14 protein-coding genes are annotated in these 16,011 nt (G+C 69.4%); 5 read left to right on the forward strand and 9 right to left on the reverse strand.

The genetic code is table 11. The features are described from left to right. Positions 1-9: 9 nt before the first annotated feature. On the forward strand, positions 10-861 hold the full coding sequence (locus AB0I43_RS07290; protein ID WP_356972003.1) for an SDR family NAD(P)-dependent oxidoreductase: 852 nt from the start codon (positions 10-12) through the stop codon (positions 859-861). 5 nt (positions 862-866) lie between these two features. Here AB0I43_RS07290 and AB0I43_RS07295 read toward each other — a convergent pair whose 3' ends face one another. Together AB0I43_RS07295 and AB0I43_RS07300 are read right to left on the reverse strand one after the other, a co-directional pair. After that, positions 867-1,631, reverse strand: a complete 765-nt coding sequence (locus AB0I43_RS07295) for an SDR family NAD(P)-dependent oxidoreductase (RefSeq protein ID WP_357431513.1) — start codon at positions 1,629-1,631, stop codon at positions 867-869. After that, the gene (locus tag AB0I43_RS07300) at positions 1,618-2,412 is read right to left on the reverse strand and encodes a 2OG-Fe(II) oxygenase (protein WP_357431515.1); all 795 of its coding nucleotides are present in this window, start codon (positions 2,410-2,412) and stop codon (positions 1,618-1,620) included. Before AB0I43_RS07300 ends, AB0I43_RS07295 begins: the two co-directional genes overlap by 14 nt. A gap of 287 nt (positions 2,413-2,699) precedes the next feature. On the opposite strand from AB0I43_RS07300, the gene AB0I43_RS07305 reads away from it, so the two are divergent. Then, positions 2,700-3,824 (forward strand): nitronate monooxygenase family protein, encoded by a 1,125-nt coding sequence (locus AB0I43_RS07305; protein ID WP_356972006.1) that lies wholly within the window; start codon positions 2,700-2,702, stop codon positions 3,822-3,824. A gap of 177 nt (positions 3,825-4,001) precedes the next feature. Further along, positions 4,002-5,396, forward strand: coding sequence for a threonine/serine exporter family protein (locus tag AB0I43_RS07310; protein ID WP_357431517.1), 1,395 nt, complete (start codon positions 4,002-4,004; stop codon positions 5,394-5,396). A gap of 48 nt (positions 5,397-5,444) precedes the next feature. Here AB0I43_RS07310 and AB0I43_RS07315 read toward each other — a convergent pair whose 3' ends face one another. Beyond that, positions 5,445-6,212 carry a GntR family transcriptional regulator gene (locus AB0I43_RS07315; RefSeq protein WP_356972008.1) on the reverse strand — a complete coding sequence of 256 codons (768 nt, stop codon included), beginning with the start codon at positions 6,210-6,212 and terminating at the stop codon, positions 5,445-5,447. Between the two features lie 134 nt (positions 6,213-6,346). On the opposite strand from AB0I43_RS07315, the gene AB0I43_RS07320 reads away from it, so the two are divergent. Further along, on the forward strand, positions 6,347-7,747 hold the full coding sequence (locus AB0I43_RS07320) for an AarF/ABC1/UbiB kinase family protein (RefSeq protein ID WP_357431519.1): 1,401 nt from the start codon (positions 6,347-6,349) through the stop codon (positions 7,745-7,747). 21 nt (positions 7,748-7,768) lie between these two features. Here the strand turns inward: AB0I43_RS07320 and AB0I43_RS07325 are convergent, their stop codons facing one another. The 6 genes from AB0I43_RS07325 to AB0I43_RS07350 all read right to left on the reverse strand — a co-directional run bounded on the left by AB0I43_RS07325 (position 7,769) and on the right by AB0I43_RS07350 (position 15,409). Next, positions 7,769-8,368, reverse strand: a complete 600-nt coding sequence (locus AB0I43_RS07325) for a GDSL-type esterase/lipase family protein (RefSeq protein WP_357431521.1) — start codon at positions 8,366-8,368, stop codon at positions 7,769-7,771. Between the two features lie 47 nt (positions 8,369-8,415). After that, positions 8,416-9,765: a wax ester/triacylglycerol synthase family O-acyltransferase gene (locus AB0I43_RS07330; RefSeq protein WP_356972011.1), complete on the reverse strand. Its 1,350-nt coding sequence runs from the start codon at positions 9,763-9,765 to the stop codon at positions 8,416-8,418. A gap of 395 nt (positions 9,766-10,160) precedes the next feature. Then, positions 10,161-11,093 carry a DMT family transporter gene (locus AB0I43_RS07335; protein ID WP_356972012.1) on the reverse strand — a complete coding sequence of 311 codons (933 nt, stop codon included), beginning with the start codon at positions 11,091-11,093 and terminating at the stop codon, positions 10,161-10,163. Between the two features lie 168 nt (positions 11,094-11,261). After that, positions 11,262-12,947, reverse strand: a complete 1,686-nt coding sequence (locus AB0I43_RS07340) for a cutinase family protein (RefSeq protein ID WP_357431523.1) — start codon at positions 12,945-12,947, stop codon at positions 11,262-11,264. Positions 12,948-13,191: 244 nt separating this feature from the next. Continuing rightward, the gene (locus AB0I43_RS07345) at positions 13,192-14,373 is read right to left on the reverse strand and encodes an FAD-dependent oxidoreductase (RefSeq protein WP_357431525.1); all 1,182 of its coding nucleotides are present in this window, start codon (positions 14,371-14,373) and stop codon (positions 13,192-13,194) included. 76 nt (positions 14,374-14,449) lie between these two features. Next, positions 14,450-15,409, reverse strand: coding sequence for a WYL domain-containing protein (locus tag AB0I43_RS07350; protein WP_357431527.1), 960 nt, complete (start codon positions 15,407-15,409; stop codon positions 14,450-14,452). Positions 15,410-15,508: 99 nt separating this feature from the next. Here AB0I43_RS07350 and AB0I43_RS07355 point away from each other — a divergent pair, with 99 nt between their 5' ends. After that, a complete protein-coding gene (locus AB0I43_RS07355) occupies positions 15,509-15,922 on the forward strand; it encodes a VOC family protein (RefSeq protein WP_357431529.1) in 414 nt (137 codons plus the stop codon). Positions 15,923-16,011 lie beyond the last annotated feature (89 nt).

The raw sequence follows: 16,011 nt of genomic DNA on the forward strand, positions 1-16,011 counted from the left end.
GAGGAAGTAATGGCAGTGCAGGACAAGGACTTACAGGGCCGGACCATCGTGGTGACCGGCGCCAGCAACGGGATCGGCGCGATCGGCGCGGCCCGGCTGGCCGAGCGCGGCGCCACCGTCGCGGTGGTGGGCCGTGATCCGGAGCGGACGGCGCGGGTGGCCGAGGGGATCGGCGCGGCGCACTTCCTGGCGGATTACGCCCGGCTCGACGACGTACGCAAGCTGGCCGGGGAGCTGCTGGACCGTTTTCCCCAGATCGATGTGCTGATCAACAACGCGGGCGGCTCCTGGCCCGACCGCGCCGTCACCGCCGACGGCAACGAGCGCACCTTCCAGGTCAACCATCTCGGCGGCTTCCTGCTCACCGCGCTGCTGCTGGAACGGCTGCGCCAGGCCCCGCGAGCGCGGGTGGTCAACACCTCCAGCGTGACCTACCGGACCGCGAAACTGGACCTGGACACCGTGAACGCGCCCACCGGGTCGTTCTCCATGCTGGGTTCCTACGCCGGATCCAAACTGGCCAATATCGTGTTCACCCGGGAACTGTCCCGGCGCACCGGCCTGGTCAGCGCGGCCTTCCATCCGGGTGCGGTCGCCACCAACGTCTACGACAACATCCCGTTCGGAGTGGGCGCGCTCATCCGCTCGCCGCTGTCGCGGCCGTTCTTCATCCGCCCGGAGAAGGGGGCCGAGCCGCTGGTGCACCTGGCCGCGACCCCGGACGCCGCGGCGATCGACGGCAAATACTTCCACCGGTTCAAGGAGGAACCGCCGAGCGTCAAGCAGGCGGTGGATCCGGTGTTCGCCGAGCAGCTCTGGGAGCTCTCGGAGCGGGCGACCGGGGTGACCTACCAGCGCTGAGGCGGTCAGGCGGGCAGGGCGTGCCTGCCCGCCGGCGGTTCCTCGTCGGCGTCGTCGACGTCGAAGACCCCGCCGGTCATGGCGCCGCTGTCGAGTTCGTAGATGGCGCGCAGCACATTCTCGACGGGGGTGACGCCGGGAAAGGTGTTCGGCGCGATCGCGTTCACGCGCACCCCGAATTCGGTGAACTCGCGCGCCAGATGCCGGGTCAGGTGGTTCAGCGCGGCCTTGGACGCGCTGTAGAGCGCCTGCCCGCCGGAGTACACCTCGGCGCCGGACGCGCAGGAGACGTTGACGACATTGCGGTTGCGCGCCCGGTTCCGCTCCGCGTCGTGCAGCCAGGCCCGCTGCGCCAGCCGCACCGACATCCGCAGCGGTACTTCGACATTGGTGCCGAAGGTGGCGCCGAAGTCGGCCAGGGCGGCATCGCCGTCGACCAGGCCGTTGGTGTGATAGCCGGCATAGGAGGCGTTGTTGACCAGCAGGTCGACCCGGCCGAACCGGGCCAGCGCCAGGTCGACGACGCGCTCGATCGCGCCCGGCGCGGTCAGGTCGGCGCGGATCAGATGCACGCGGGCGTCGTTCTCGGGCACCGGGCTCGCCGGCGCGAACGGGTCGATGAACCATTCGTGCTGCGACGGCGCCGGCGGAACGCGCTCGCGGTGCACCGCGACGATGTCGTAGTCGGTGTAGAGCCGGCGGCAGAATTCGCTGCCGAGCATCCCGCCCGCGCCGGTGAGCAGGCAGACGCGACGGTCACCACTTGACAATATGGTCTTCCCCCCAGCGCCGGACGGCTTCGGATTTCGGCCGGTGCAGCCACATGACCACGCTGTTGCGGTCGTGGGTGTTGCCGCCGGCGAAGCTGTGCCAGGAACGCGGCGTGCACTCGAAGATCACCATGGAGTTGTTCAGCGGCGGCACCAGCAGATCCGGTTCCGGATCGTGGCGGCCGTTGACGTGTGCGAACAACGCCGTCTCGCCGCCGTCGCCGGCTTCCCAGCCGGGCTCGTTGGCCAGGTAGAACATGACGGCCACGCCACGCACCAGCTCGCGGGCCTCGACGCCGGATTCGCGCTCGCCGGTCTGGATGTCGACCGTGTCGTCGGGCAGGCGGATCTGCTCGGCCGTGGGCGCGGGCCCGCCGAACCAGGCGGGCGCGAGGTCGCTGTGTGGCCAGCCGCGCGGGCTCTCCGGCGGGTGGTGGTGCACGGCGCCCTCGATGTCGCCGGTGCCCCGCACTCCGGTGACCCCGGCGATCAGGTCGTGCCATTCCCGGGAGCCGAACAGCGCGAGCGGCCCGTTGCGCAGCTTGTTCAGCGAGATGGCGTCCGCGCTGTAATGCTCGCTGACCACGTGGAACTCCGGCTGCCGGTCGCGCCGGACGCGCTCGTACTCGGTGGCCAGGCGGTGATAGAACTCCTCGACGAACACGTCGCGGACGTAGATGTGCGGAAACGGGGTCGCGCGGCGGACCCACCGCCGATGCGCGAACAGCTCGGTGAACCACGCGGGCAACGTGGGCGCCGGACTTTCCATGACGCCGGTCAAGGCAACTCCCTCCCAAACGAACACCGCGATCCTATTGGGTCCGTGCCGGATTGGACGGCCCGGTTGACCGGAAATTAAGGCTGTACCACGAAAACTAGAACGTGTTACTGTCGGAATATGGTGCACCCGCCAGTCGAGGCTGTCGCTGCCGCGCCATGGCGATACTCGCGGTATGCGGCAGTTTCGAGACTTGCGGGATGCAGCACGCCGCCTGTGACTAGAACACGGCCAGACCGCTCTGTAACCCGTTATAGGTCTGTATCTACTCCGAGGGAGACCAGCACGCCATGCGTACCGAAATCTGCGACCGGCTGGGGATCGAGTTCCCCATCTTCGCCTTCACCCACTGCCGCGACGTAGCCGCCGCGGTCAGCAATGCCGGTGGCATCGGCGTGCTCGGCGCGGTCGGCTTCACCGCCGAGCAGCTGGAGGTCGAACTGAGCTGGCTGGACGAGCACGTCACCGGCGTCTACGGCGTGGACCTGGTGATTCCCTCCAAGTACGAGGGCAAGGGCGTCGAGGGCCTGAGCCCCGAGGAACTGGAAGCCAAGCTGCGCGAGATGGTTCCGCAGGGCCACCGGGATTTCGCCGAGAAACTGCTCGAGGATCACGGCGTGCCGCACCTGCCCGCCGAGGAGCACCACAACCAGCTGCTGGGCTGGACCGCCACCACGGTCGCCCCGCAGATCGAAGTCATCCTGAAGCACCCCAAGGCGAAGCTGGTCGCCAACGCGCTGGGCACCCCGCCCGATGACGTGATCAAGCAGATCCAGGACTCGGGCCGCCTGATCGGCGCGCTGTGCGGTTCGGTGAAGCACGCGCTCAAGCACAAGGAAGCCGGCTTGGACTTCGTCGTCTGCCAGGGCACCGAGGGCGGCGGCCACTGCGGTGAGGTCTCCTCGATGGTGCTGTGGCCGCAGGTGATCGACGCCATCGGCGATCTGCCGCTGCTGGCCGCCGGCGGCATCGGCAACGGCCGCCAGGTCGCGGCCGCGATGGCGATGGGCGCGGCCGGCGCGTGGACCGGCTCGATCTGGCTCACCGTCGAGGAGGCCAATGTGCCGCCGGCCCAGATGCAGAGCTACATCGACGCGACCAGCAGCGACACCGTGCGCTCGCGCGCCTGGACCGGCAAGCCGGCCCGGATGCTCAAGAACGACTGGACCGAAGCCTGGGAGCAGCCGGAGAACCCGAAGCCGCTGCCCATGCCGCTGCAGATGATGGTCGCCCTGGACGGCGTCAAGCGCGGGCACCGCTACCCCGAGCAGGCCAAGGACGTGAACTTCAATCCGGTCGGCCAGATCGTCGGCATGATGAACAAGGTCGAGCGGTCCGCGGACGTGGTCGCGCGCCTGATCCAGGAGTACGTCGACGCCTGCGAGCGGCTGAACAAGCTCAACGGAGCGCTGTAACCGGCTGTCGCGCAAACTGTTCGGGCCGCCTCGACCGTTTCGGTCGGGGCGGCCCGTCGCGTCGGCGGGGCCCGCCGCGCGGAGCCGCTTCTTCTGCGTCCGGCGCCGATGGTTGCCATAAGCTTGCCGAACTGGCGGTCGGCAGGGAGGTGGGCGAGCGAGGTGAACTCCGGACGGGTGAGCTCCTGGGCTGACGCGCGGTTCCAGGGGTTCGCCGATTTCCTGCTGCGCCGCTGGGCCGCCGCCCGCACGCCCCCGCCGCCGAAACCGTCGCCCCTGGAGGAGCCGCCGGTCTCGGCGGATCTGCTCGACCTGCTGCGCTGGCTCGGCGTAGCCCTGATCGGCGCCGGTGAGACCACCAATCGCGTGCAGACGATGCTCGACGAGCTGGCGCACAGCTACGGCGCGGAGGGCGTGCACTTCTTCGTCCTGCCGACCGGTGTCTTCGTCCGGATCCAGGACGCCAAGGGCGCCTCGGTGGACATCATGAGCGCCTCCGTGGACACGCTGCGGCTGGATCAGATCGCTGCCCTGTACCGCCTGCTGGACCGGGTGAAGCGGGAACTGCCGCCGCCGGTGGAGGTAACCAAGGCGTTGCAGCGCATCTTCGAATCCGAGCCGCGCAACCCGGTGCTGCTGATCATGCTCGGACAGGTCGTGCTCACCCTGGGGCTGGGCCTGATGCTCAATCCGGTCAAGCACGCGCTGGTCGGCTACTGCGTGCTCGGCGTGCTGGTCGGGGTGCTGGTGTGGCTCGCGCAGAAGATCCCGCTGCTCTCGCTGGCGCTGCCGGTCACCGCCGCGACGCTGGTGTCCTGGGTGGCGTTCCGGTTTCCCGACGAGCTGTCCGGCGGTCATCCCAGTCAGTTGCTGATCCCCGCGATCGCGACCATGCTGCCCGGCGCCATGCTCACCAACGGCACCATCGAACTGGCCACCGGATCGATGGTGGCGGGCGCGAGCCGGCTCATCTACGGCATGAATGTGCTGCTGCTGTTGTCGTTCGGGCTGCTGATCGGCCTGCAGGGGTTGGGCAAGCACCCCGTCCCGGAGTCCAGCGGGGTGGATCGGCTGGGCTGGTGGGCGCCGTTCCTGGGCGTGCTGCTGATCGGCATCGGGCATTCCTGGCGGGCCAGCGCGCCCCGGAAATCATTGGGCTGGTTGCTGATCGTGCTCTACGTGACCTACGCGACCCAGGCCCTGGGCAACCACTTCTCCGGCCAGGTGCTGGGCGCGTTCCTCGGCGGGCTGATCGCGGTGCCCGCCGCGTACCTGGTGCAGCGCCGCCGGAACGCGCCGCCGTCCCAGGTCGCGTTCCTGCCCGCGTTCTGGATGCTGGTGCCCGGCGGCATCGGGCTCACCGGCGTCTCGGACCTGATCGCGCAATCCAATCCCAATGGGCTGCACGTGATCGTCTCCGCGTTGCTCACCGTGCTGTCGATCGCCCTGGGCGTGCTGGTGGGTTCGGGCCTGGTCGGCGAGCAGCGCCCCCGGATCAGCACGATCCTGGGCAGCCTGCTGCCCGCCGAACGCCGCGTTCCGGCCGACCCGCTCGAGCCGAAGCACTCCTAGCCATATCGTCTGAGACGGCAGGATGACCGGGCCGCGGGAACCGGCTCGTCAGGCGGTGGCGGCGTGCACCTCGTCGGCCGCGGCGTCGGTGCCCACGAGTTCGGTGAACCGCGCGACGACCTTCTCGTGGTACATCCCGAACAGGTCCTCGAACAGCGCCAGCTGCGCCTCGGAGGGGCCGGAACCGGACTCCCACACCGCGATCAGCGCGCGCCAGACCAGCACGTGCAGGTCGGCGGCGCCGGCGAAGAACGCCTCGATCGCCTCCGGCACCTCGAGCACCATGTCGCCGATCGAGTTCAGGATCGCGCGCTGCATCGTCGACCCGATGCTGGACAGCAGCTTTCGCACCAGCGTCAGCTCGATGTCGAGAATCCGGTGGAAATCCGGAACCTCCAGTCGCGCCAGCGCTTCCATTTCGTCGACGGCGGATTTCAATTCCGCCGGATCGATTTCCTGGGTGCTGCCGGTGTAGGCCAGCAGCGCGTCCATCACGATTCCGCGTTCGACTTCCACGATGTCGCGGAACATTTCGAGCGCGACCTCGGGACTGGAGAAACGAAACAGATGCCGGTACACATCGATGCCGCCCGCCTCCCGGACGTCACGAATGGTGAACCCCTTGCCCCGGCGTGCTTCGACGAAACCGTAGGACTCCAGCCGGCCGAGGGTCAGCTGCGCGGTCGCACGGTTCATCTGGAATTCCTCGGCGACCTGGCGGACCGAGGGCATCAAATCCCCTGGCTGATATTCCCCTGCGGCAACCCGGCGCGCCAATTCGTCGGCAACGTCGGCGACTACCGTTTGGGATCCCATCGATGCCACCTCTCAAGTCTGTCCCGCGCTGGTAGCCGGGAATCAGATTCCGTTTACGTCCCAGACAGTCTAGGCCCTCTTGTGTCATACCGCACCTGCGGTAACACTGGTCAGCGCAGAGTGTGAGGTGATTCATGACAGGGAAACCGCCGGTGCGGAGTTCGGTGCGCAACGCCAAACTCGCGGCACTGCCGGTGGCGTATGCGGGGCGGCAGGCCGCCGGTGTCGGCAAGCGGGTACTCGGGCGTTCCTCGAGCGAGATCAACCGCGATATCCAATTGCGCACGGCTCAGCACATCTTCGAGGTGCTGGGTGAGCTGAAGGGCTGCGCGGCCAAGCTCGGGCAACTGCTGGCCATCTACGGCCTGGCGCTGCCGCGCGAGGTGGCCGAGCCCTACACCGCGGCGCTCGGCCAGCTGCAGGATTCGGCCCCGGCGATGCTGCCGGCGATGGTGCACGCGGCCATGTCCGAAAGTTTGGGTTCGCGCTGGCGGGAGCAGTTCCGGGAATTCGACGATCGCCGTGCGGCGGCCGCGTCCATCGGCCAGGTGCACCGCGCGGTGTGGCACGACGGCCGCCGGGTCGCGGTGAAGATCATGTACCCCGGCGCGCGCTCCGCGATCGAGGGCGATCTGCTGCAACTGCGTCGTATTTCCGTCCTGGCCACGGTATTTCTGGCCGGCGCCGATGTGAAGGGCGTGACCGAGGCGATCTGCGACGGCGTGCGAGCCGAACTCGATTACGCCGCCGAGGCCGAGCATCAGCGCGCGTTCGCCGCGGCCTACGCCGGCGATCCGGATTTCTGCGTGCCGGACGTGGTGGCCCAGCACGGCGACGTTCTGATCACCGAATGGCTCGACGGCACACCGCTGACCCGGGTGCTCGCCGGCGGCAGTCAGGACGAACGCGACCGGCTGGGCATGCTGATGCTGCGTTTCGTGCTGTCGGGCTGGGCCCGGGAAGGACTGCTGTACGCCGATCCGCATCCCGGCAATTTCCGGGTGCTGCCCGACGGCCGGCTCGGCATCGTCGATTTCGGCGCCTGCTGCCCGTGGCCGCCCGCGGGATTCGACCAACTCGCCCTGGATTACTGCACCGCCATTTTCAAAGGCGGCCCCCGGGATCTGGAACTGGCCGCGCGCCGGCACGGATTCGTGGAATCCAGCCGGGTTTTCGATATCGACGCGTTGTTCAAGATGGTGATGTCGGCCAGCGAGCCGTTCCGCCGCTCCTCGTATCGGCTGACCACACCCTGGCTGCGCACCCAGGTACTGCGCACCACCCGGCTCGACTTGTCGAATGTGACACGGCAATTGACGATGCCCGCGTATTTCACGCCGTTCGCCCGCTCCGCGCTCACGCTGATCGGAACGCTCTCGCAGTTGGAAACCGAAGGGCCCTACCGGGACGAGATCGTGCGCTGGCTGCCGATGCTCGGGCAGGCGATCGAGGCCACGCCCGCGAAGTCCGCGCCGATCGATCTGGCCGGCATGCGCGCGCGCCGGGCGGCGGCCACGGTCCGGCGGATCGGCTGAACCGTTGCGCACCGGGCGGTTTCAGTGCCCGAGCCAGGCCAGCCACTGCGGCAGCGCGAGCGCGGCCAGCGCGTCGTAACCCGCCGCGCCGGGATGCGCGCCGTCGCCCGCGCGGACCTCGCGCATCCACACCGCGCTCTCGCGCAACGCGGTGTGCACCCTGAGGTAGGGCACCTCGGCCGCCGCGCAGATCGCGGCGAAGCGTTCGTCCAGCTCCGCCGTGCGGGCGTTGTGCGCGGCGTCGTCGACCGGCGGCGGCGCGACCATCAGCACCGGCCAGCCGCGTTCGGCGGCCTGCCCGAGCAGCTTCGTCAGGTTGGCCGCCGACTCCTCCGGATCGACCCTGGGTACACCGTGCTCGACCATGGCGTCGTTCACGCCGAACGAGAGCACCACCCGCCCGGTGCAACTCGACGGCAGCCGCGGCGCGCACTCGGCGGCGAAACGAGCCAGCACCTCGGCCGAGGTCTGCCGCCGGACGCCGAGGTTGTAGGACGTCAACGGCACGCCGGCGGCGTGCGCCCGCTGCCCGAGCCGCCCCGCCCAGCCCAGCAGCAGCGGGTCGCCCACGCCCGCGACGAACGAATCCCCGACGAAACACACCCGGACATCAGCACTCATCCGGTCATCCTGGCAGGACGGTGCGGCCGGGGCCAGCGGTTTCCGGACTAGATCGCGTCCTCCAGCTCGGCCAGCGAATTCTCCAGATGATCGAGGATCCGGTCCATGTCCGGCACGCTGCGCCGGCAGCCGACCAGACCGAAGTCGAGATTCTGGGCGGTGGTGGTCAGGGTGATGTTCATGGCCTGACCGTCGAACGGGATCGACATCGGGTAGCTGGCGTCGAGCCGGGCGCCGTTGAAGTACATCGGCTCCCGCGCGCCGGGCACATTGGAGATGACGACGTTGAACGGCGGCGCCGTCCGCTGCACCAGAGCGGGCAGCAGCGACATCGCGATCGGGCTCAGCGTCATCGCCGACAGCGCCATGGACTGGGTGGGGGACAGCTGCTTGTACACGTTCTTGGTGTCGTGCATGGAGGTGCTGATCACCTCCAGCCGGGCCAGGGGATCGAGCACGTCGGTGCCCAGGTTGCACAGCGCCGCGCAGACCTTGTTGCCGCTGGTCTCCGTGTCGTCCTCGCCGCGCAGGTTCATCGGGACCATGGCGATCAGCGGCTTGTCCGGCAACGCGTCCCGCTCGGCCAGATAGCTGCGCAGCGCGCCCGAGGACATGGCCAGCACCACGTCGTTGACCGTCTTGCCGGTCGCCTTCTTCACCTGCTTGATCCGCTCCATCGGCCAGGACCGCACCGCCACCGTGCGGGCGCCGCCGATGGGCACGTTGAGCATGGTGCGCGGCGCCTCGAACGGCAGCGTCAGCTGCTGCTCCAGCAGCGCCGCGCGCGCGGCGCGCAGCAGCTTCGGCCCGAAAGTGCCGGCGGACACCAGGTTTCGGGCCGCGCCGCCGAGCGCCGAGCTTTCCGGCCGCGGCGGCCGGTGCGTGCGCGGCAGATTCCACGGCACCCGGATCTCCCGGTCGGCCGGGTCGCTGGTGAGTGTGCGCTGCATCAGCCGCTGCGCGGCCACGCCGTCGATCAGGGCGTGATGCATCTTGGTGTACAGCGCGAACCGGCCATCGTTGAGGCCCTCTACCACGCGGACCTCCCACAGCGGGCGATGCCGGTCCAGCAGCTGGCCGTGTAGTCGGGAGGCCAGGTCGAGCAGCTGGTCGAAACCGCCGGGGCGGGGCAGCGCGGAACGCCGGACGTGGTAATCGATTTCGACGTCGGGATCCTCGGACCAGCCCAGCTGCGGAGCGCCCAGCCAGGTGGCCGGCCGCCGGCGGAAGGTGGGGCTGATCTCCGCGCCCGCCAGCACCTGCTCGTAGAGGTCGCGGGCGAAGTCGGGACCGGCGTCCTCGGGCGCTTCGAACAGTTGCAGCCCGCCCACGTGCATCGGGTGTTCCCGGGATTCGGCGAGCAGGAAAATGGCATCGATCGGTGCGAGTAACTCCATGAGATGTCGCCCCCTGACGACAGTGGTGAAGTCTTGTAACGGATCGACCACGTTGTCGGACGGGCCCGCGCGACCCGGTGCTGCACGGCGTCGCGCGATAGTCCAAAGTTACCCGGCCGACCGGCCGCGTGTGCGCCGAATCATCGTGGCATCCAGCACAACAGGGGAGTTCTGCTCGCACCGCTCGCCGGGACCGGGTTCCCGGATCACTCGCGCGGTCACCGCGCCACCGGCGGCTCGCAACTCTTCGGCAAGCCGGACCGGAAGCACCGGTGCACGCGAAATGCCTTGTGGCAGAATGGCTTCACCACCTCGGAACCATTCGATGCCCGCAAGGCGTGCCCTTTCGCAAGGGGTACCCGGAGACAGCCCCGTTAACACTCCGGGAACCGGATTCACCCGCGGTCGCCGTCGTAGACGGCGGGCGTGACCGGCACATCGGCGCACGGCACCACCGGCGCTTCGTCTTTCGGCTCGGCAGTGCGCGAGCGCGCCGTGCCCAGGATCGAACCCAGGATGACCAGCGGGAAGCCGATGGCCATGCCCGCCGTGAGCGGTTCGTTCAGGGCGGTGACGCCGAGCAGGATGGCGACAGCCGGGTTGATGTAGGTGATCACGGTCGCGCGGGCCGGGCCCACCTCGCTGATCAGAGCGAAGAACACCAGGAACGCCACGGCGGTGCAGAGCACCGCCAGACCGGCCACCGACCAGACGGCGTCGGCCGGATAGTGCGCGGGCCGGCGCAGCGCCGCGAACGGCGCGTAGAGGACGGCGGCCAGGAGCAGGGAGGCGGTCACCACGCCCATCGGCGGCAGGTCGGCCAGCGAGCGGTTGATGATGATCGGCCCCACCGCGTACCCGATGGTGGTGAGCGCGATCGCGCCGATCGCCGCCGGATCGGTCAGGTCGACATCCAGCCCGACCAGCGCCGCGACGCCGCCGAATCCGACGATCAGGCCGAGTACCCGCCGTGTGTCGAAGCTTTCGCTGCCCAGCACGGTGACCAGCACCACCGCGATCAACGGCGTCGCCGCGATCAGCAGGCCGACGGTCGAGCTGTTCAGGGTGGTCTCGGCGAAGCCGATCAGGAACCACGGCCCGGTGATCTCGACCAGGGTGTACGCCAGCAACGGTTTCCAGCGCCGCAGCACCGGAATCAGGGTTTTGGTGTAGAGCGCGATCGGCAGCAGGAGCAGCCCGCCGAGGACCGTGCGCCCGAAGGCGACCACGAACGGGTCGAAATCCTCGACCGCGATCCGGATCATCGCGTACGGCACGCCCCAGATGGCGCCCATCGCGAGAAACAGCACCCAGCCACGCCTGGTCATCGGTTTTCTCCGCTCTGTGATCCACCCGGGAGCCTAACGAAAGATCCGATCATCCGACATCGAATTCGCTGGTCCCGCAGCACGGTTCGACGCGGCCGGAAGCCCTGGGAAACGGGCGAACCGGCCGGATGGGCATCCGGCCGGTTCGCTGGTTCGAAGGTCGTGCTGTTACTTCGATTCGGTGGTGGTCGGCGCGTCCGACGTCGTGGTCGGCGCGACCGTGGTGGTCGGCGCCGCCGTGGTGGTGGGCGCGACGGTCGTCGTCGGGGCCACGGTGGTGGTCGGCGCCGGGGTCGTCGTGCTCGGAGCGGTGGTCGACGGGGCGACCGTGGTGCTCGGCGCCGGAGTCGTCGAGGCTACCGCCGCACCGGATTTCGTGGTGCTGGTCGCCGAGGACGACGTGGTCGACGGCTTGCCGGTCGTGCTCGTGGCCGTGCTGGTGGTGGTGCTGGTCTTGGGCGCCTTCGACTCCTCGACCGCCTTGTACATGGCCTGCACGTCCTCGGACTTCGGCGTGGCCGTCTTGTCCACCGGCTCACCGGCCTGCGCCTGCTTGGCCAGATGTGTCAGCCAGGCCGCCGCGTACTCGGCGGAGGTGAGCGGCTTGCCGTTCTCCGGATCCGCGTTCTTCCAGTAGTCGAAGTGGTGGCCGGTGTGGTTGGGGCCCAGCGTCAACTTGTACGGATCGCTCATGACGACCGGAATCGTGTTCTGGTTGGTGACGATCAGGCCGATGATCTCGTTGAGCACCTTCTGCGGCAGGTAGGCCAGCGGCGACATCTCGTCGGTGGAGATCTCCGACTTCACCGGGGTGGCCTTGGGGGTCTGCTGGCCCGGCTTGTAGCTCGGGTCCGAAACCCGCAGCAGCACGGTCAGGAACGTCTCGTCGCTCTTCATCCAGTCCGGCTGCGCGGCGATGTCCGCGAAGGCGGCCATCGCGATGCGGCCGAGCACCTCGGCGACGTTCTGGCCCGTCGCCGGGGTGAGGCCGTCGCGCTCCAGGTTGTCGACATTGATCTGCCGGCCGACGTTCACGGCCAGCTGCAGCAGCGAGATGTTCTGCGGGGCGGCGCAGGTCAGGTCACCCTCGGAGCAGAAGGAGGCGACCTTGCCGTTCAGCTTGCCGAAACCGCCGCTGGTGCCGGGCATCGCGCCCTGCCCCGAAACCGGCTTGCCGTTGTACTTCTGGTCGAAGTTGTCGGGGTTGTTCGGATCCTTGGCGCCGATGAAGGTGCCGTCACCGGCCGAGCGGCCCGGATCGGCCAGGATGACCACGCCGACGACATCGTCGGGGTTCACGATCCCGTACTTGCCGTCCTTGTCGGCCTCCTGGTTGCCGACCTCCATCGCCACCCGGCGCACCACGTCGGCGCCCTCGCTGTAGCCGACGATGGAGAAGCGGGTGTCCGGGCAGGCCTGCGCGATCTCGCGCATGACTTGCTTGGTGTTTGCTACACCGGCGTTCACCGAGTCCTCGTAGCTGGACATGTTCGCCGGGTAGGCGACATACACCGCGCGATAGGAACCCGGATCCACGTCGTCGGCGGGCGCGTTGACGACCGGGTCGACCCACTCGCTGCGATGATCGCCCGACAGCGCGGCCGGCAGCGGATTGCCGTTGGCGTCGAGCAGCATCGCCGTGGTTTCCGGATTCGGCGTGTCGTTGCGACCGGCGACCGAGATGGTCACCATGTCGTGGCATTCGGTAACCGAGCTGGTCAACCGGGTATCGCGGGTCTCCGGTTGCGATGTCAGCGCGAACGACGCGCCGACGATCGCCGCCAGACCCAGCACTGCCGGAGCGGCGACGCCGACGCCGATTCGATGGCGCGCAAGTAACTCGCGAAAAGCCATGTCCTGATCCCCATTTTCATGTAGTGACAAGCGGAAATGGACACGCCCCCCGACGGGCCATGTGTCACGGATGCTGTCGTGCCAGGGGCCACGAGTGTTACGGATCGTGTGCTGCGTTCCGCCGGACCGCAGTTCAGCGCGTTGAAAGCTTGTCCGCCATGCCGACAATCGGAGGCGCGAACGGCGTGGCGCTCGAGCGATTTTCGACGCCCGCGACAGGTGGTCGCGGGCGTCGGGCACGGGCTCAGCGGGTCGGCGTCGCGGCGCGCGCGGCCGCCAGCCGCTGCTCGCGCTGGTCGTCCTCGGACCACCAGGTGCGCACGCCGGGCTTGCGCGCCTCGTAGCTCAGCTGCCAGACGGTGCTCCAGCAGACGACCGCCTTCAGCAGCGCGCCGGGCCGCCCGCCCAGGTAGCGCTTGGTCGCCTGATCGTCCTTGGACGAGAACTGGAAGATGCCGTGCCGCCGGCCGAGGCTGATGCACTGCCCGGCGAAACCCACGTCGACGGTCGCGGGCTCGGTGCCCGCCAGGCGGCTGAGCACCGTCTCGGCGGCCTGCGGCCCGGTCTGCACCGCCGATTGGCACCCCATCCGGAACGGCAGATCCGACGGCGCCGCCGAATCGCCGGCCGCGATGATGCGATCGTCATCGATGCTGGTCAGGGTCTCGTCGGTGCGCAGCCGGCCCAGCGCGTCGGTGCGCAGGCCACTGCGGGCGGCCAGGTCCGGGACGCCGAAGCCCGCGGTCCAGAGGGTGATCGCGCTGGGCAGCTCCCGGTCGTCGGCCAGGCGCACGGCGGTGCGCGTCACGGCGGTCACCGTCGTCCCCGGGCCCTCGAGCACGGTCACACCGAGCCGGGCCAAGCGCGCGGCCACCGAGCGCCGGCCGTTCGGGTGCAGGTACGGGCCGAGGATGCCGCCGCACACCAGCGTCACCGGCCGGCCGCGTTCGGCCAGTTCGGCGGCCGTCTCGATGCCGGACGGACCGGCGCCGACCACCGTCACCGGCGCGTCGGGGGCGGCGTCGACCACCGCGCGCACCCGCTCGGCCTGCTCCAAACTCGCCAGCGGATAGGCGAATTCGGCGGCGCCGGGCACCTGCGGGTCGGCACTGCCGCTGCCGACGGCGTAGACCAGGTAGTCGTAGCCGAGCGCGGCGCCGGAGGCCAGCGCCACCGAGCGTGCGGGCGCGTCGATCGCGGTGACGGTGTTCACCACCAGACGGACCCGCTCGTTCAGCACCTTGCCGTACTCGGCAACCGCGTCGTCGGTGCCGGCCACCAACTGGTGCAACCGGATGCGCTCGACGAACCGCGGGCGGGGGTTGATCAGCGTCACGCTCACGTCGTCGCGTTTGGTCAGCCGGTTCGCCGCCATCACCCCGGCGTATCCGCCGCCGATCACGACCACCTCGATGTTCTTGCTCATGACGTCTCCTCCGTTTCGAGCGTTCGGGCATGAAGACACCGGGTGGGAGCGCGTTGTGACACCTGTGTGTCGCAGGTCACTCTCTGGGCGATCCGGCGCGGCGGCAGCGCTCCGCCAGGCGGGTGAAAGCCGCGCTCAGCTCGGGTGGGCCCACGACCTCGAGGTCGGCGTCGAACCTGGCCAGCGCCGCGGCGAGGGCGTTCCAGGACCAGGAGCCGAGCACCAGCCGGCAGCGGTCCGGACCGGCGGCCACCACGAGACCGTCCTGCACATAGGGCGCGACCGCGGCGGCGGGCAGCGCCAGGAGCACTTCGCCGCGACACGGCCAGCCGGTGTCGGAGCCCCGGAAGCGGGCGCTGACGAACGCGGCCAGATCGCCGCCGGGCACCTCGCGCGGCGTGAAGCGCGGCCCGGTGGGAACGCGCGGGGTGATCCGGTCCGCGCGGAAGGTGCGCCAATCGTCGCGCTCGAGATCCCAGGCCAGCAGATACCAGCGACCGCCCCGGGTGAACAGGTGGTGCGGCTGCACCCGGCGCGGCGGCCCGGTCTCGGGCGGATAGTCGAAGCGCAGCACTTCGCAGGCGTGCACGGCGGCGCCGAGCGCCAGCAACGTCTGGCCGCCGACCGGCGAATCCGAGGGCGCGGCAGGGGTTTCGACGGCGGTGACGCGCAGCATGTCCAGACGGCGGCGCAGCCGCGCGGGCAAGACCTGCCGCAGCGTGGTCAGCGCGCGCGCCGCGTCCTCGCCGAGGTCGGCCCCGCTCACGGCGGTGGTCTGCAGGGCGACCGCGAGAGCGACGGCCTGGTCGTCGTCGAACAGCAGCGGCGGCAGGTGCGCGCCCGCGTCCAGCCGATACCCGCCGTCCGGACCCTTGCTCGCCACGATCCGGTAGCCGAGTTCGCGCAGCCGGTCGACATCGCGGCGCACCGTGCGCGGGCTGACCTCGAGTCGTTCGGACAGCAGCGCCCCCGGCCAGTCCCGGCGGGCCTGCAACAGGGACAGCAGGGCGAGCAGTCGCGCGGAGGTCTTCGGCACATCGCCGATTCTGCCCGGAGAAGCGGACACATCCCGGCCGCTACCGCTGCGACCGTGGAGCACGCGCCGGAACCTCCGGCCCCCGACGAAAGGCGAACAATGGCGATCCAGACCACGACCCATCTGAACTTCCGCGGCACGGCCCGCGCGGCACTGGAGTTCTATCAGCGGGTGTTCGGCGGCGACCTCGTCGCGATCACCTACGCCGACGCCGGAGCGGTCGGCGACCCGGCCGAAGCCGATCAGGTGATGTGGGGACAGGTGGCCGCGGACAACGGGTTTCGAGTGATGGCCTACGACGTGCCGGGCCGTCTGCTTTACGCACCGGGAGAGAACCCCTTCTTCGTCTCGGTGCGCGGGGACACCGTCGCGGAGGTGACCGAGTACTGGTCGCGCCTGTCCGAGGACGCGACCGTCGTGCAGCCGCTGGGACCGGCGGGCTGGGCTCCCGCCTACGGCATGCTGCGAGACCGCTTCGGGGTCGTCTGGGTCCTCGATGTCCGCAGTGAGTGACCCAGATCACTCTTGAGGTTGACCCGGGGTCAGGGTGGACGCTCCTTCGCAGCGGCACGGAAGCGCCGAACACACACCGCCGAAGGAGC

Source organism: Nocardia sp. NPDC050435 (assembly GCF_040655395.1).
Lineage (GTDB): Bacteria > Actinomycetota > Actinomycetes > Mycobacteriales > Mycobacteriaceae > Nocardia.

What these genes read in the sequence shown, in the direction of transcription:
- AB0I43_RS07290 (WP_356972003.1), top strand. Translation starts at nt 10, where the DNA reads ATGGCAGTGCAGGACAAGGACTTACAGGGCCGGACCATCGTGGTGACC.
- AB0I43_RS07305 (WP_356972006.1), top strand. Translation starts at nt 2,700, where the DNA reads ATGCGTACCGAAATCTGCGACCGGCTGGGGATCGAGTTCCCCATCTTC.
- AB0I43_RS07315 (WP_356972008.1), bottom strand. Translation starts at nt 6,212, where the DNA reads ATGGGATCCCAAACGGTAGTCGCCGACGTTGCCGACGAATTGGCGCGC.
- AB0I43_RS07320 (WP_357431519.1), top strand. Translation starts at nt 6,347, where the DNA reads ATGACAGGGAAACCGCCGGTGCGGAGTTCGGTGCGCAACGCCAAACTC.
- AB0I43_RS07325 (WP_357431521.1), bottom strand. Translation starts at nt 8,368, where the DNA reads ATGAGTGCTGATGTCCGGGTGTGTTTCGTCGGGGATTCGTTCGTCGCG.
- AB0I43_RS07330 (WP_356972011.1), bottom strand. Translation starts at nt 9,765, where the DNA reads ATGGAGTTACTCGCACCGATCGATGCCATTTTCCTGCTCGCCGAATCC.
- AB0I43_RS07335 (WP_356972012.1), bottom strand. Translation starts at nt 11,093, where the DNA reads ATGACCAGGCGTGGCTGGGTGCTGTTTCTCGCGATGGGCGCCATCTGG.
- AB0I43_RS07340 (WP_357431523.1), bottom strand. Translation starts at nt 12,947, where the DNA reads ATGGCTTTTCGCGAGTTACTTGCGCGCCATCGAATCGGCGTCGGCGTC.
- AB0I43_RS07345 (WP_357431525.1), bottom strand. Translation starts at nt 14,373, where the DNA reads ATGAGCAAGAACATCGAGGTGGTCGTGATCGGCGGCGGATACGCCGGG.
- AB0I43_RS07355 (WP_357431529.1), top strand. Translation starts at nt 15,509, where the DNA reads ATGGCGATCCAGACCACGACCCATCTGAACTTCCGCGGCACGGCCCGC.